The sequence below is a fragment of the Psychroserpens damuponensis genome, assembly GCF_000826655.1.
In the GTDB taxonomy this organism is placed as follows: Bacteria; Bacteroidota; Bacteroidia; order Flavobacteriales; family Flavobacteriaceae; genus Psychroserpens; species Psychroserpens damuponensis.
In genome coordinates this window covers 109297-124884 of record NZ_JXJO01000019.1, presented here as the reverse complement: position 1 = coordinate 124884, position 15588 = coordinate 109297, and the positions used below count along the sequence as shown (strand labels likewise).

The 15588-nt window shown below is 32.7% G+C and carries 15 protein-coding genes; 1 reads left to right on the top strand and 14 read right to left on the bottom strand.

Annotated elements, in window-relative coordinates:
- Positions 1 to 121: 121 nt before the first annotated feature.
- Genes TD29_RS12145 through TD29_RS12120 form a run of 7 tightly spaced genes read right to left on the bottom strand, consistent with a single transcriptional unit; the run spans position 122 to position 7102 of the window.
- A complete protein-coding gene (locus TD29_RS12145; protein WP_040280992.1) occupies positions 122 to 1654 on the bottom strand; it encodes a cryptochrome/photolyase family protein in 1533 nt (510 codons plus the stop codon).
- Positions 1655 to 2965, bottom strand: coding sequence for a DASH family cryptochrome (locus tag TD29_RS12140; RefSeq protein ID WP_040280991.1), 1311 nt, complete (start codon positions 2963 to 2965; stop codon positions 1655 to 1657). It lies immediately after the preceding gene.
- On the bottom strand, positions 2941 to 3084 hold the full coding sequence (locus TD29_RS18235) for a DUF2256 domain-containing protein (RefSeq protein WP_084203471.1): 144 nt from the start codon (positions 3082 to 3084) through the stop codon (positions 2941 to 2943). The genes TD29_RS12140 and TD29_RS18235 overlap by 25 nt, the downstream gene beginning before the upstream one ends.
- On the bottom strand, positions 3077 to 4501 hold the full coding sequence (locus tag TD29_RS12135) for an SDR family oxidoreductase (RefSeq protein WP_040280990.1): 1425 nt from the start codon (positions 4499 to 4501) through the stop codon (positions 3077 to 3079). Before TD29_RS12135 ends, TD29_RS18235 begins: the two co-directional genes overlap by 8 nt.
- Positions 4502 to 4509: 8 nt before the next feature.
- A complete protein-coding gene (locus TD29_RS12130; protein WP_040280989.1) occupies positions 4510 to 5124 on the bottom strand; it encodes a flavin reductase family protein in 615 nt (204 codons plus the stop codon).
- Positions 5124 to 6434 (bottom strand): ABC1 kinase family protein, encoded by a 1311-nt coding sequence (locus TD29_RS12125; RefSeq protein WP_040280988.1) that lies wholly within the window; start codon positions 6432 to 6434, stop codon positions 5124 to 5126. Before TD29_RS12125 ends, TD29_RS12130 begins: the two co-directional genes overlap by 1 nt.
- A gap of 11 nt (positions 6435 to 6445) precedes the next feature.
- A complete protein-coding gene (locus TD29_RS12120) occupies positions 6446 to 7102 on the bottom strand; it encodes a TetR family transcriptional regulator C-terminal domain-containing protein (RefSeq protein WP_040280986.1) in 657 nt (218 codons plus the stop codon).
- 294 nt (positions 7103 to 7396) lie between these two features.
- Here TD29_RS12120 and TD29_RS12115 point away from each other — a divergent pair, with 294 nt between their 5' ends.
- Entirely contained in the window at positions 7397 to 8245 is an 849-nt protein-coding gene (locus TD29_RS12115; RefSeq protein ID WP_040280984.1) for a DUF2911 domain-containing protein, read from the top strand.
- A gap of 135 nt (positions 8246 to 8380) precedes the next feature.
- Here TD29_RS12115 and TD29_RS12110 read toward each other — a convergent pair whose 3' ends face one another.
- From TD29_RS12110 to TD29_RS12080, 7 genes are all read right to left on the bottom strand, one after another.
- Entirely contained in the window at positions 8381 to 9361 is a 981-nt protein-coding gene (locus TD29_RS12110; protein ID WP_040280982.1) for a Gfo/Idh/MocA family protein, read from the bottom strand.
- A complete protein-coding gene (locus tag TD29_RS12105; protein ID WP_040280981.1) occupies positions 9348 to 11051 on the bottom strand; it encodes a sodium:solute symporter in 1704 nt (567 codons plus the stop codon). Before TD29_RS12105 ends, TD29_RS12110 begins: the two co-directional genes overlap by 14 nt.
- Positions 11052 to 11203: 152 nt before the next feature.
- Positions 11204 to 13726 (bottom strand): PIG-L family deacetylase, encoded by a 2523-nt coding sequence (locus tag TD29_RS12100; RefSeq protein WP_040280980.1) that lies wholly within the window; start codon positions 13724 to 13726, stop codon positions 11204 to 11206.
- Between the two features lie 116 nt (positions 13727 to 13842).
- Entirely contained in the window at positions 13843 to 14451 is a 609-nt protein-coding gene (locus TD29_RS17980) for a matrixin family metalloprotease (protein WP_052467096.1), read from the bottom strand.
- Between the two features lie 7 nt (positions 14452 to 14458).
- Complete coding sequence (locus tag TD29_RS12090) at positions 14459 to 14806, bottom strand: VOC family protein (protein ID WP_040280979.1); 348 nt, start codon at positions 14804 to 14806, stop codon at positions 14459 to 14461.
- Positions 14807 to 14810: 4 nt separating this feature from the next.
- The gene (locus tag TD29_RS12085) at positions 14811 to 15017 is read right to left on the bottom strand and encodes a hypothetical protein (RefSeq protein ID WP_040280978.1); all 207 of its coding nucleotides are present in this window, start codon (positions 15015 to 15017) and stop codon (positions 14811 to 14813) included.
- A gap of 3 nt (positions 15018 to 15020) precedes the next feature.
- Positions 15021 to 15563 carry a mechanosensitive ion channel domain-containing protein gene (locus tag TD29_RS12080; RefSeq protein WP_040280976.1) on the bottom strand — a complete coding sequence of 181 codons (543 nt, stop codon included), beginning with the start codon at positions 15561 to 15563 and terminating at the stop codon, positions 15021 to 15023.
- Positions 15564 to 15588 lie beyond the last annotated feature (25 nt).

Sequence of the window (15588 nt, the reverse complement as noted above, 5' to 3'; positions counted from 1 at the left end):
ACATAGTTATAAGAGTTTTCTGTATTTAAAAGTGTTTTCTAGGTGTTGATACTGTGTTAAATTACCAGTTTTTAAGATAAATATAATATGATGTACCTGCTGTCCTTTCTGTAAGCACTATTTAGTATTTATCTTGATGTTCTATAATATGTTGTGCTTTCTTTTTAATATTTTGAAGATCGTTAGCATTCATTTTGTCTAGTAAACTATACATCATTCTCATTCTATAATTTTTACTAAGTTGCTCACGTTTATCATCTAAAAAATTCCAATATAAACTATTAAAAGGGCATGCGTCATCTTCAATTTTTTTGTCTTTATTATAATGACAATCCTTGCAGTAATTACTCATTTTGTTAATATAAGATCCAGACGAAACATAGGGTTTTGTTGCAATCTTTCCGCCATCTGCAAATTGACTCATGCCTCTTGTATTTGTAAGTTGAACCCACTCAATGGCATCAACATAAATCCCTAAATACCAATGATCAACTTCGTCTGGGTGTGTTTGCGTTAATAATGCATAATTACCAGTTATCATAAGGCGTTGGATGTGATGTGCATAACCATTATCTAAAGAATTATTTATGGCATGACTTAAACAATTCATTTTGGTAGCTCCCGTCCAAAAAAAGTTGGCGAGTTTATTATGATTGTTCAACTCGTTTTTAGATTTGTACTCTGGCATAAAAGCCCAATACATACCTCTCATATATTCTCGCCAACCTATAACTTGCCTTACAAAACCTTCAACTTGTGATATATCAATATTTTCGCCATATTTTCTATAATAATTCATCACTGTGTTTACGATATCTCTAGGGGAAATAAGCTTTAAATTCATAGCAAACGATAATCTCGAATGAAATAAAAATACTTCATCTGTATGCATGGCATCTTGATAATCTCCAAAGTGAATAAGTAATTCTTCACAAAAGTATTTAAGCTGCTCAATTGCTTGTATTCGAGAAATAGGGTAGGAGAATGTTTTGGTATCAAATCGTCCTATGGTCTCGACCTTTGCTGTATCTATATCTTTTTTTACTTCGGAAATATCAGTTCTAAACCCTTTGTATTTCGGTATGGAAATATCGCCTTTCCATTTATTTCGATTGCTTTTATCATAATTCCATTTACCACCTTCAGGTTGGCCAGCAATCATTAAAATATCATGCTTTTTACGCATTTCTCTGTAGAAAGTTTCCATGAGGTATTGTTTTTTACCATCAAAAAAGAGTGCCAAGTCGTTGCGATTGGTATAAAAGTGTTCTGCAGAAAAAACCTCGCATTCTAGTGTACTCGTTTTACAAAAATTTATCAATTGATGATCTAGTCTGTATTCATCTGGAAACATATATTCAAACCGTTTTATATCATGTTCCTTAATTAGATTGTTGAGATTGTCTGTTAAGAGTTGTGTATTCTCTTTGTCATTTAATTTATAATAAACTACATGATGACCGTTTAAATTTAGATCTGTAGCAAATTGTCGCATCGCAGCAAAAAAACCTATCACTTTTTGAATATGATGTTTTACATAGTCTGTTTCTTGGCGCATTTCAAAAAGACAATAGACCACATCGTCGTTAGTATCTTTGAACCATGAATGTTTTAAATTGAGTTGGTCTCCTAATATAAGTCTAAGTGTTTTCATTTAAAATAATGTTTCTTGTAGCCACATTTGTTGAAATTGTCCCTGACTATCATAACGCTCAGCTTGTAAACGCACATTAAATTTACGATCTCTAGGATCATTACCAACGCCTGCCACGTACATCCAATTTCCGTAGTTAGAATGTACATCGTAATCAATTAGCATAGATTCAAAATAGGCTGCTCCAATGCGCCAATCTTGCAATAACTCTTTAGCAAAAAATGAGGCTACATTTTGACGACCACGATTGCTCATCCATCCGGTTTTTTTTATTTCTCTCATATTAGCATTTACAAAAGAAGATTCTGTTTCTCCATTAATCCATTTTTGAATGTTATGCGCATTGGAGTTCCAATCATAATCTTTACGTAAAATCCCACCGATTTTAAAAATGTCATTTTGATATTTTAATGACACATATTTAAAATAATCTCTCCAAATTAATTCAAAAATGAGCCAGTAAGTCGATTCGTTTTTTATGTGATTTTCCTCAAATTTTTTGATATTCCAATAAATTGTCCTCGCCGAAATACTACCATTTGCTAACCAAGGCGAAAATTTTGAACTATAATCTATTCCAATTAAGCCATTTCTAGTCTTTTTGTAGAATTCGATATTTTTAGTTGCAAAGAGGTAATTATTTAATCTATGTAATGCACTTTTTTCACCACCTTTAAATGGAAATGCAGAGTTTGGGTCAACTTCAAATGATGTTAAACCTAAATCTTTAAGAGTTGGGATTTGAGTGTCATTATTAAAATGTTTTATTTTTTCTAAAGTTTGTAGGTCTTCGGAAACTCTAACATTACCATATTTTTCAACTTTTTTTCTAAATACAGTAAATACATTAGAAATCTCATCAAACCTCAAGTCTATGTCATTTGGATGATATAAAAATTGATCATAGCGTTCATGAAATTGTAAAAACTTAGGAAGAGTAAATTTTACATTTTTTAAAACTTGAGTTTCTTCACTCGTCCATTCTTTTTGCAGGTAAATGGATTTGATGTGATGTTGTTTAACTAAAGCAGGAAGAATCTGTTCAGGTACCTCGTGATAAACTAATAGCTCAACATGTATTGCGTTAAGGTTTATCTTTAAATCTTCAATTGTTTCAATCAAAAATTGAGCTCTGTATTTTTCAGTTTTTTTAAACCCGTATGTTGTGATTTCATAATGACGAGGATCAAAGCAATAACATGCAATAACAGATTTATGGTTTTTAATAGCCTCTGATAAAACAGAATTATCATTAACTCTTAAATCATTTCTAAACCATACTAAGCCTATATCATTTTGTTTCGCCTGCATCTCTCACTGCAATATTTTACATTCTCCCAATTTTTTTTCCATTTTTTTCTCCATGTGAATGGTAACTCACAAACAGTACAAGTTTTGATAGGTAGCTGTTGTTTTTTATGTTTAGACATCAACAAGCTTATTTATCATACCTTTAAAAATAAACCCATGAAATGGTAAAACACTATACCAATAAAGCCGTCCCCAAAGTCCGCGAGGTCTAAACGTAGCTGTTTGTTTAAGCAAGTTGTCTTCTATCTTAAATTCTAACCAAGCTTCTCCAGGAAGGCGCATTTCGGCATATAATAAAAGTTTTTGTTGTGTTTTATCTGCAAATATCACTCTCCAAAAATCAAGTGCGTCACCAACATCTAAATGGGTTGGACTTGTTCTACCTCGTCGTAATCCTATACCACCAAACAATTTGTCTATATAACCTCTAATTTTCCAAAGCACTGTGCCATAATACCAACCATTTTTTCCGCCAATACGCCAAATTTTATCCATAGTTTTTTCGGCATTTATAATAGGACGCTCTTTATAGTCTTTAAAACATCCATATTTTGGAACGTTAATGTATTTATGTAGTTGATTTTTTAATCGTCCGCTACTTACCATGGAGTCTTTCCAGCTAGACACGATACTATTTTGCTCAATTTTTTCAAATGCTAGAGAGACTGCCTCTTTGTAAGATAAGGGTGTCACATTTAGCAGTTCGTTAATATTACTAGGCTTCCCAATAATTTGTATACCCATGCTGTCAACCAATGATGTTGCCAATTTATATGATGTTGACGTTACAAAATATAACCAATATGACGACAGTTTAGGCGTCATTATTGGGACAGTAAGAATGTAACGCTTAAGTTCTCTTACCTCTGCAAACTGCAACAGCATTTGCTTATAGGTTAAAATTTCTGGTCCAAAAACATCAAATGATTTATTATAGAGTTCTTCTCTACCAACACTTCTATGTAAAAAAGCGAGTACATCTCTTACAGCGAGCGGTTGCGTTTTTGTATTTAACCACTTTGGAGCAATCATAAACGGTAATTTCTCAACTAAATCTCTAATGATTTCAAATGACGAGCTTCCTGATCCTACAATAATACCTGCTTTAAAAATAGTTAAAGCATAATGGTTTGATTGCAATCTATCTTCTACATTTTTACGCGATTGTAAATGCTTTGAAAGGTTGTCTTCATTTGTAATTCCGCTGAGGTAAATAACTTGTTTAACGTTAGTATTTTCAAGTTGTTCTTTAAAATTGACTGCACAACGCTCTTCTAAAGATTCAAAATCTTTTGAAGAGTTAGACATGGAGTGAATTAAATAAAAGGCAACATCAATATCCTTAGGAATCTCATGAAGTGTTTCTGGTTTTAAAAAATCGGCTTCAACTACATCAATGGCATCGTCTAAATCATAACTTTTATCAGCTCGCAATTTATCTCTCACTGTACACACAACCTGATGATCACTATTAGCCAATAACGGTATTAACCGTTTGCCAATATATCCTGTTGCACCTGTGACGAGAATTTTCATTTTTTAAATTATTTTGGACGTTGATACTCTAGTCTAGTAGTTGATTTTGGTACAGCATAACCATCTAAACCATTAATTGCTGCAATATTGGCTTTAGCAAGATCTATAAATCCATCGTCTTTAAGTAGTTCATTATCGACGTGTATTCCTACAATTTTTCCAATAACTAATATGGTGTCATTGGCTTTAATGTGATATTCTTCAACAAATTTCATTGCTAATTGAAGTGGAGCATTTTTTACAAAAGGCGCTTTAAATTCTTTTTTATATTCTGAAATGAGCCTGGTTTTATCAAATTCTGAAATATGAGAATCATATTTGGCTGATGTGTGATGTGCATCTTCTAAAATGGACTCATGTATATGATTAATTGTATATAAACCAGTAGTTTTAATGTTGTTGTATGTATTTCTAGTTACTGTTGTTGGCCTACAAAAAAAACCGAGCATTGCAGGATTTGACCCAATATGAGTAACAGAACTGAAAACAGCCACATTTTCAATACCATTACTACATTTGGTGCCTATTAAATTAGCAGACTTGTAACCTGAACAACTATTAATCAAGTTAATTCGGTATAAATGATCAAATGTATCAAACGCATTACTATCAATATAAGTCATTATAAAGTTTTGAAATTATTGATTTTAATTGTGTTTGCTTTTAAATCAAACATTAAATTATACAGTCCGAAAAATGTTCGATTGATATAAATAAAGTGTTTTGATCCTCGATTTGCATTCATTTTACGCAATTCAGTGTTTTTTGAATAACGTTCGCCGAGTTCGGCTATTTTTCCGAAGAACTCTCCATTAGAAAAGTCAAAGGTTTCTGCATGTAAAGGTTGTGTAAAAAGACTTAGCATTTCATGAAACATCTCAGTAAAAAATGCAACTTCATTAGCATTGTCATCGGCTCTTAATATTTCTAGTTGGTACAATTTTTCTACAAACTTCTCACGATTGTCGATATTTTCTTTTTCGGCTAATTCAAAATAAGGCACATAAAATTCATTAGGTATGGTTTTCATGCAACCAAAATCTAGTGCAATAAGTTGAGCATCGTTGGAGACTAAAAAATTTCCAGGATGAGGATCTGCATGCACTTTTCTCAAATTATGGATTTGAAACATATAGAAATCCCAAAGCGCCTGACCTATTGTATTAGAAAATTCTTGATTTGTATTGTGAGAGGTAAATTCTGAAAGGTGCTGACCTTCCATATAGTCCATTGTGATGATACGTTCTGAAGATAATTCTTCATAGTATTCTGGAATTAGCAAATTAGGAATGTGAGCACATTTTTGAGCAATTTCTTTGCTTTGCTCAACCTCTAAAATGTAATTCGTTTCTTCAATCAATTTGCCTTCTACTTCTTTGAAATACTTGTCAGAATCTTTACCTTTTATATTAAACATACTCATTGCAATAGGTTTAACCATGGCAAGATCTGATGAAATACTCTCTGCAACTCCTGGATATTGGATTTTCACAGCAAGTTTCTTCCCGTTTTTTTCTGCAATATGGACTTGTCCTATACTTGCAGCATTTACAGAAGTTGCATTGAAAGTATCAAAAATGTCGTTTGGCGATTTTCCGAAGTACTTTTTAAATGTCTTTAAAACTAAAGGAGGAGAAAGTGGTGGCACAGAGAATTGCGCCAATGAAAATTTCTCTACATAAGCTTGTGGTAAGATGCTCTTTTCCATACTTAACATTTGTGCAACTTTGAGCGCACTTCCTTTAAGTTGTTTTAGACCATCATAAATGTCTTCTGCATTATTTTGGTTTAAGCGTTGTTTAGCCTCAATGTCATTTTTTGTAAGCTTATCGCCATAATATTTTAAATAATTTACACCAACTTTGGCACCTGTAGACACTAATTTAGTAGCACGTTGAATTTTAGATGTGGGTATTTTGTCAATAGTTTTCATAAGTCGTTGAATTAATTCATTTGTACTTTTTCTTTGAAAATGAATTTTCCAAAGTCAATTAAACTTCTAATTGGAGCAACATCTAAAACGTCAAAACTTGTATTGACAGATTTTTCAATAAAAATATCTGTTTTTTCAAATCTTGCAGACGTATCATCCAACCAAAATTTTAATGTTAACAGTAATTGTACCCATGCAGCTTCTTTAAGTCCTCTTTGTTGAATTTTATCAATTTGTTCTTGTTTGGTTTCTATAAGATCAATTTCTAAATGTTCAATATAAGTTGTAAATTCATGCTTTAAATCTTTAAGCAGCCTCAAACTTTTTAAGTTGGTCTTGTGTTGCTCTAGCGCAAATTTTACATAACTACGATTAGCCGTTAAATTTTCAAAAAATGTAAAGTAGAAACTCAATAACTTGTTGCGTGCATCAAACGAAAGATAGTCGTCACTTTGTTCTAAAACAGACATCGTATTGGAGAAAAATGCCGTAAATATTTGATTTTCTAAAATCTTAAATGAGCTAAAATGATCATAAAATTTTTGTTCCTCAAAGTTATTTGCTTTTGTAAAAGCATACACAGTTTTTGGTTGCTCATTATGTTCTAAAACATAATCCATATAAAACCCAATGATATCGTTTTCTGAAATGTTTTTCTTTTTTGCCATGACTTCTAATTTGTAGTACAAAAATACAAAATGTTTATCTTTTTTTTTAAATTGTTAAACAAAATTAACAAGACATTATATTTAGGTTGGTAATTATATAGAAATTAGCAGGCTACCTCATTTAAATGTTGGAGTATCGATGGTTAAATTAATTTATAGTCCTACTTAAAAATAAGAGTATTTTTTAAGTATTTATATGCGTTGTGTTGCTTTATTTAAGGTTTCCTTAACAAACTAAAGAAGCGCTTGTTTGTAAATTTGGCTAACATAAATTAAACTATTAAAAAAATAACTATGAAAAAAGTATTACTAGTATTTACAGTATTTGCAATGACTTTTGCTACTTACGCGCAAATTGAAACGCCTGCTCCAAGTCCGTTGGCAAAATTTGAACAAAAAGTTGGACTAACAGATATTACCATTGAATATTCTAGACCAAGCGTTAAAGGAAGAACCATTTTTGGAGATTTAGAACCATTTGGTGGCATGTGGAGAACAGGAGCAAATAAAAACACAATTATCACGTTTAGTGATGACGTAAAGATAGCAGGTCAGGATGTAAAAGCCGGATCATATGCTTTATTTACAAAGTTAAACTCTGCGACACAATGGGATGTAATGTTCTACGCAGATACTGAAAATTGGGGATTACCATCAAAATGGGATGATAGTAAGGTTGTAGCAACAGCTAAAGTTGATGTGATTCAAATACCAATGAATATTGAAACAATGACTATAGATATTAATAATATCACTACATCTGGTGGAACTATTGATATTATTTGGGAAAAGTCATATGTAGGAATTCCTTTTACAGTACCTACAGATAAGATGGTTACCACTACAATTGACAAAATTATGGCTGGACCAAGTGCTAATGATTATTATGCAGCTGCAGAATACTACTTAACTTCTGGTAAAGACGCTAATAAAGCAAAAGAGTGGATGGATAAAGCAATGTCAATGATTGATGATCCTAAATTTTGGCAGTTGAGAAAACAATCTTTAATCTATGCAGCAGTAGGAGACAAAAAAGGAGCTATTGAGTTAGCTAAAAAATCTATGGCTAAGGCTAAAGAAGCTGGAAACCAAAACTATGTGAAGCAAAATATGACATCTCTAAAAGAATGGGGAGCACTATAATTTTGCCTTATCTGCAGTTTGGTAGATTTTGAACAATTTAAACTTAATAATTAGACCTTTTGAATTTTCAAAAGGTCTTTTTTTTGATTAGACAGACTTAATTATTAGAAACACAAAAGACGTACTATTGTTTAATTAATTGTAATTTAAACCAATTTGTGCTCTCACAGTATCGAGTAATTTAATTAGATTTCTACTAAAATCAAACGTCATGACATCACTTTCGGTTTTATGATGCCTAAGGAGTTGATTAAAATGAAGTATCTCGTAATAATACCCTTTAGTAGTGTAATTAAAGTCTACATTGTTTTCTTTTTCTTCGGAAATGAGCGTTACAGAAGAAGGTCCATGAAAACGTGAGTTAATTTTAATCGTACCACGTTCACAATAAAAAATTGCTTCGGTAGGTGTTTTTTCTAGAAACGTACTTTTTAAATGCGCTTCAACATCATTATCATAACTAAAAAGCATTAAACAAGATGAATCGACATTATTATCAAAAAATGTAGCTTTAGATTCAATATGTATGGGTTCACCTAAAGTAGACAAGGCAGCAAAAATAGGGTAGATACCAATATCTAATAAACTGCCTCCTCCAAGTGATTTTTTAAACACACGAGATGTGAGATCTAGTTCTGGTTTAAAACCAAAATCGGCTTTAAGCTTTACAATTTTCCCAAAGGTTTCATTTTTGATGTGTTGTAATGCAAATTGATAATGTGGTAAAAAATACGTCCACATCGCTTCCATTAATAATGTTTTATTGGCTTTTGCTGTTGCAATCATTTCATCAACTTCACTTAAATTCATTGCAAAAGGTTTCTCACATAACACTGCTTTTTTGTGATTTAAGCACATGATAACATGTTCATTATGAAATGAATGAGGTGTAGCGATGTAAATGGCATCAATATTTGAGTCTTCAACTAATGCTTCATAAGTGCCATAGGCATGATTAACATCATATGTTTTTGCGAACTTAGAGGCTTTGCTTAGGTTTCTAGACGCCACCGCATATAATGTAGCATGTTCAACCTTAAGTAAATCGTGCGCAAATTTATTGGCTATATTGCCAAGACCAATAATTCCCCATTTTATAATTTTAGGTTGTTGCATAATTAGCTTTAGACATCATCGATTGTATTAAGCACGCAATGGCAATTACAATTGCACAGCCTACAAAATTCAACCATAAAAATGGTAAGTTGATGTAGTCATATTCATTTAGTAAAAATAAGGCAATTACTACTATTTGGGTAATAAGAGCTGCCACGAAAACGGCATTCCCTTTAACGAATTTAAAGAAGAAGCCCAACAGGAAAATCCCTAGCACATTTCCGTAGAAAATAGAACCAATAATATTAACTAATTGGATAAGGTTTTCGGCAAGATTAGCAACACAAGCAACTCCAATAGCGATAATTCCCCAAGCTAAAGTAAAAAAACGAGAGGCTTTTACCATTTGATTGTCAGACTTTTCACTCGTGTTTCGTTTGTATAAATCCATGGTAGTTGTACTCGCTAAGGCATTTAATTCACTAGCAGTACTAGACATGGCTGCACTTAAAATTACAGCGAGTAATAAGCCAATTAAACCACGAGGTAGGTTGTTTAAAATGAAATTTAAAAAGACATAATCTTTATCATTACTTTCTACTTTTACATTTTGAGCGTCTCCAGCTTTTTCAATTAAGGTTCGGGCTTCTGCTCTTAAAACATCGCTTTGTGCATTGTATTTTGCAATGACTTCAGGATTTACTTTTCCGTTGGTATTTGAGAATTCTGTAATTGCAGCTTTTTTCATTTCAAAAATGTCATGCTGTTTTTCTTGAATGGCTTTATACTCTTGAGCAAATTCAGAATTTAAAACAATATCAGTTGCTGTGGGATTGAAATTTACAGGCGCTTCATTAAATTGATAAAAAACAAACACCATGACACCAACTAACAAGATGAAAAACTGCATTGGTACTTTTAAAAGTCCGTTGAACATCATCCCAATTTGCATTTCCTTTAAAGATTTCCCAGATAAGTAACGTTGCACTTGGCTTTGATCGGTTCCAAAATAGGAAAGCATTAAAAATGTACCACCAATGAGGCCACTCCAAACCGTGTAGCGATTATCCAGACTAAAAGAAAAGTCAAGAACTTCCATTTTTCCACTTGCTCCAGCGATATCTAGTGCTTTTGAGAATGTAATGCCTTCAGGAAGTTTATCAATGATTAAGCAAAATGCGATAATCATACCGGTAAAAATCACAATCATTTGATGCTTTTGGGTGACATTCACTGCTTTTGTTCCTCCAGAAACCGTATAGATAATTACCAAAACTCCAATGATGATATTAAGTAATAAAAGATTCCATCCTAAAACAGCAGATAAAATAATTGCAGGTGCAAAAATGGTAATTCCTGCAGCTAGACCACGTTGTATTAAAAACAAAATGGCTGTAAGTGTACGTGTTTTTAAATCAAATCTATTTTCTAAAAACTCATAGGCAGTATATACTTTAAGACGATGATATAATGGAATAAAAACCAAACAAATAATCACCATAGCAATGGGTAAACCTATATAGAATTGCACAAATCCCATACCATCATTAAAAGCTTGTCCTGGTGTTGATAAAAAAGTAATAGCACTCGCTTGAGTTGCCATGACAGATAACCCAATGGTATACCATTTTGATGTGTTACCACCTTTTAAAAAATCTTGAACGTTTTTGCTGCCTCGTGATTGATAGGTGCCGTAAATAACAATGAGTAATAACGTACTAATAAGTACAATCCAGTCTAATGTTTGCATCTTAAAAGGCTTTTGTGATGAAGTAAAATGCAATGATGTACACAACGTTTGCTGCAAGCACTAAGGTGTACATTTTGTTCCATTTGTATTTTTCCATGGTTTGTAGTTTTTTGGGTATAGCTTTTCAACCTCTTTCTAAGTGAAAGGTGGTTTTAGTTTTTAATTTGTTCTGGTTGCTTTAAGTCATTTTTTCCCAGAGAGAGTATATTTGCAAATAAGCGATAAGCTCCAGGAACTCCAGCAGGAAACTCTCTAAAAAAGCTCAAACCTGTGTAGACGTAATAGCCTTTACCGTGTTTGGCAACTAATAAACTTCCTGTTTTTGCTGTTTCGCCTTTGTCACTCATAGATAGAATAGGAGTGAACTCACTAGACCATTGGTTTGGAAAATACAAACCACGTTCTTGTGTCCAACCTTCAAAATCTTTTGATGTAATTGTATTTGGAAAGTTTAACACTTCATGATCTTTAGCTAATAGTGTTACTTCTGCAAATTCGTCAGTTACACGATCTCTTGATAACTGCAAATCAAAAGGTGCAATTTGATCTACTTTAATGCGATGGTTAGTGTTGTATTGTACAATCATATTTCCGCCTTGAGCGACATAATCAAACAGTGTTTGTTGTTTAAATTTGAGAGCTTCAACCGTATTGTAGGCTCTTATGCCTACTACAACAGCATCAAAACGTTTAAGGTTTTCTGCGGAAATATCCTCGGGTTTTAATATTGCAACGTTGTATCCAATTTGTTTTAAACTTTCAGGGACAACATCACCAGCACCTTCTATGTAAGCAATATTTTGACCACATTTTTTAATGTCTAGACGAACAATTTTACTCTCGCTTGGCAATAAAACAGTTTGAAACGGAATGTGATCATAGTCAATCTCAATTAATTCTCTAGTGTAGACATGATCTCCAATATGAACCATTGGTGTGAGTAGACCTTCACTTTGCTCTTTTGGAGGTACAACGGTAAAAATTAAACGTTCTTCTTGACCTTTACTAGCCATGTTTATTTTTTGTTTTTCAGGATACACGTTCCAGTTATTAGGATGTGCAATTTGAACATAACCTTCAATATTATCTCGACCTGCTTTTACAATAACTTCTATGTCATGTTGTTTATCTGAGTCTAGTATTATCACTTTTTCAGAAATTTTAGCTGAGGCTTCTGGGATGATTTCAAATGGCTTATATAGTTCTCCTTTATCTGGCTCAGCATAACGATACACTACCGGTTTTGTAAAAGTTATTGGTGTTTTATTAATAAGCAGATTAAAATCTACTTTGAAAACACGAGGTGTTTCTGGTTTTCCAATAAATTCGGGATCTGCGTTGTACATGCCTAAAGTTCCTTTTTCGGCTAACCAATAAGGTGTTGTTGGTTTTTGATCGTTAGGAATTGTAATTACTTCTTTAAAGTTGAACTTTGTGTTTTTGACAAGGTTCATTTTTTTTGAGATGTCTAGATCGTTTGAGGTCGTGATGCTTACTAATGAAATACCTTCTTGGCTACGGTTTATGGCTTCAATATTAAGGTTTATAGTTTCATTTTGTGTTGCCCAGTTGGTTTCTGCAGAAACCTCAAGATATAATCCAGCACAAGCCTCAATAATAGATTTTAATTCTTTTGTTTTTATAGTTCTCCAATGCTCGTCTTCAATTTTTGAAAGTAATTGATAGGCTTCTAGTAATTTTGGAAGATGCTCTGATGGGTTTCTAAAATTAAAATTGGTTTCAACGTCTTTCAAAAGGTTTCCTATTGCTTGTCCGCCTTTTATACGACTCCAAGTGGTATCAATACCGTCAAATACATTAGAATTGTTCTCAATAGGGTCGCCTTTTAAAAATTCTATATATTCTTCTTGGCTACCACGCTGAGTTAATCGTCCAAACCCTTGACATAAATGCTGGCTGCTTGCAATTGAGGCTAGTTCGTTGTTTGATAATCCTTTTAAGGGATAATACACACCAACATCTAACATAATCATATTGCTTTTGTCTACTTTATTAAAGGCTTCTTGGCTACCGTATCTCCACCAAGATGTGTTGTAAAATAAACGTTTAGGTTGCCAAATTTTGGTGTTTGATAATTGATTAGGAAATGCATTAGGATTATTAACTAGGTCAAAAGCTTCCATGCTTAGAAGAGCAGAAGTCGTATGGTGACCATGGGTTTTTCCTGCGCGTCTGTGATCAAATCTATTAATTATGACGTCTGGTTTAAATTGTCTAATAGCTAAAACCACATCACTTAGTACTTTATCCTTATCCCAAATATCTAAGGTCTCATCTGGATGTTTTGAATACCCAAAATCATTGGCTCGCGTAAATAGTTGTTCACCACCATCAACGCGTCTTGCGGCTAATAGTTCTTGAGTACGCATTACACCTAAAAGCTCTCGTATTTCGGTGCCTATTAAGTTTTGTCCGCCATCACCACGAGTTAATGATAAATAAGCCGTTCTAGCTTTAACTTCGTTAGACATATAAGCGATGAGTCTAGTGTTTTCATCGTCTGGATGCGCAGCAACATATAAAACCGAACCTAAAAAGTTTAATTTTTTTACTGATTCAAAAATTTCTGCAGATGTTTGTTTTTTTGGCTGTTGAGCGGTAATTATGGTGGTTGAAAAAAGAAATAACAGGAGTAGGTGTAATCGTGTTTTCATTTTATGATAGTTAGTTAAAACCAAATATAATGAAGTATGATAGGGAAGCCGTTATTTTTAAAGTTTCTTTAACGTTAGGGAAAAAATGACAATTTTTAATACATGTATTTGTTGTTTTAAATTTTATCCAGGCAACGATTGCATAGTTTAAAATTAGCAAGATCGACTGTGTTTATACTTTCTACAGCATCTTGCATTACGCATTTTTTGGTGTCACAGTGATCTAATCCTAAATTGTGACCAATTTCATGAACAGCAATTTTTTGTAACCGACTTTTAAAAAGAGATGTTTTAACATGTTTTATTCTGAAAGTGGATACCACACAACTTTGACCTGGTTTGTAGCCCAAACCGAAAATTCCCCAATCTTGGTACTTAGATTCTGGTTTTTTAATACTGCCATCAGTAATTCTTTTTGTAGTTGAAATATCTTTAGATGTAATCCCTAAAATATAATCTATGGAATCTGGTATGTGGGATTTTAAATCAATGAGTAAAGAATCGGCTCTGTATCTTGGACTTTTAATGTTTGTAAATGCCGTTTTTGGGAGTTCTGTTTTATCTAAAATATATACATCGGCTTGGTAACTGGTTTTTAAAATTTCAGAAATAGAACTCAAAATTGTAGTATCAATATCTCCATAAGGCTGAATACCAATTTTAATTGTTCTCTTTGAACACGAGAAAACAATTGAAAGTAATAGTAAGGCAACAAATTTTTTCATGAGATGCTTAAGCTTCTGTCCAAACAGCAAGTTCATTGCCAGAAGGATGTATAAATTGAAATCGTTTACCACCAGGAAATGAAAAAATATCGACAGAAATAGTACAGCCGTGCGCACTAATTTTTTGCTTTATTTCTTCTAGGTTATGATGGTGAATAACGATTAACGCACCATTTACAATGGGTTTGTTGGTTTTTTCAAATCCGCCAGCTAATCCGCTATTTGAGAATGATGTGTAATTTGGACCATAATCTGTAAACGTCCAATCAAATATGTTCGTATAAAATGATTTTATGCTATCGAGATCATTTGCGTATAATTCTACGTAGTTGATGTTGTTGTTTGGCTGAGACATGATATTAATATTTTTTAGTTCCTTTTCTCCAAAAATAAATAGTGACACTCAAAAAGGCACCAGTTATTATAAGAGCCATAATCGTTAGGTAAGTTCGCTGTGGTGCAATATCTAGAGCATTAGAAGTCATTATTCTATACGTTTCATTAGCTCCTCCAAAAGAGAAAATTCCGAAGAAAAAAGAAAGCGATTTATAAAACGTTTTATTCATATGTTAAACAGAATCACTGCCGTCATCATGAAATCCATCAATGGCATCTTTTTCTATAAGTGTAACTCCTTTTTGAAGTATTAAATTATTAGGGTAGGTTACTAAATCACCATTATCTTGCCTTAAATGTAATTGAAAAGCTCTAATGTCTTCAATGATGGCTTCAATTGGAAAATCTTTATCGTGTATTTTAACTTTATCACCAACTTTATATGGAAATGAAAAAAACATAATAATACCAGAAGTGACATTGCTTAAAATAGACCAAATTGCAAAAAGAGCAATGCCTATCACGGCAAAAACTGAAGAGAATACAACAGCCATGTCTTTAAATTCTGCACCAAATACAAATGCTTCTATAATTAAAGCTACAATAAAAAAGGTGACAGATACATATCTGTTAATTAGTTTTATACGTGCTTCATTGATGTCGCTTTTACGGCCAATTTTTCTAATAATAGTATGGCTAAATAAACGCACAAAGAAGAGTACTAGAAGTACTAATCCTGTAATAAGAAGTTCGGTTTTGTAAGTTTCAAAAAACATGAAAACGTGTTTAGTTATAATCAAA

What these genes read in the sequence shown, in the direction of transcription:
- TD29_RS12145 (WP_040280992.1), bottom strand. Translation starts at nt 1,654, where the DNA reads ATGAAAACACTTAGACTTATATTAGGAGACCAACTCAATTTAAAACAT.
- TD29_RS12140 (WP_040280991.1), bottom strand. Translation starts at nt 2,965, where the DNA reads ATGCAGGCGAAACAAAATGATATAGGCTTAGTATGGTTTAGAAATGAT.
- TD29_RS18235 (WP_084203471.1), bottom strand. Translation starts at nt 3,084, where the DNA reads ATGTCTAAACATAAAAAACAACAGCTACCTATCAAAACTTGTACTGTT.
- TD29_RS12135 (WP_040280990.1), bottom strand. Translation starts at nt 4,501, where the DNA reads ATGAAAATTCTCGTCACAGGTGCAACAGGATATATTGGCAAACGGTTA.
- TD29_RS12130 (WP_040280989.1), bottom strand. Translation starts at nt 5,124, where the DNA reads ATGACTTATATTGATAGTAATGCGTTTGATACATTTGATCATTTATAC.
- TD29_RS12125 (WP_040280988.1), bottom strand. Translation starts at nt 6,434, where the DNA reads ATGAAAACTATTGACAAAATACCCACATCTAAAATTCAACGTGCTACT.
- TD29_RS12120 (WP_040280986.1), bottom strand. Translation starts at nt 7,102, where the DNA reads ATGGCAAAAAAGAAAAACATTTCAGAAAACGATATCATTGGGTTTTAT.
- TD29_RS12115 (WP_040280984.1), top strand. Translation starts at nt 7,397, where the DNA reads ATGAAAAAAGTATTACTAGTATTTACAGTATTTGCAATGACTTTTGCT.
- TD29_RS12110 (WP_040280982.1), bottom strand. Translation starts at nt 9,361, where the DNA reads ATGCAACAACCTAAAATTATAAAATGGGGAATTATTGGTCTTGGCAAT.
- TD29_RS12105 (WP_040280981.1), bottom strand. Translation starts at nt 11,051, where the DNA reads ATGCAAACATTAGACTGGATTGTACTTATTAGTACGTTATTACTCATT.
- TD29_RS12100 (WP_040280980.1), bottom strand. Translation starts at nt 13,726, where the DNA reads ATGAAAACACGATTACACCTACTCCTGTTATTTCTTTTTTCAACCACC.
- TD29_RS17980 (WP_052467096.1), bottom strand. Translation starts at nt 14,451, where the DNA reads ATGAAAAAATTTGTTGCCTTACTATTACTTTCAATTGTTTTCTCGTGT.
- TD29_RS12090 (WP_040280979.1), bottom strand. Translation starts at nt 14,806, where the DNA reads ATGTCTCAGCCAAACAACAACATCAACTACGTAGAATTATACGCAAAT.
- TD29_RS12085 (WP_040280978.1), bottom strand. Translation starts at nt 15,017, where the DNA reads ATGAATAAAACGTTTTATAAATCGCTTTCTTTTTTCTTCGGAATTTTC.
- TD29_RS12080 (WP_040280976.1), bottom strand. Translation starts at nt 15,563, where the DNA reads ATGTTTTTTGAAACTTACAAAACCGAACTTCTTATTACAGGATTAGTA.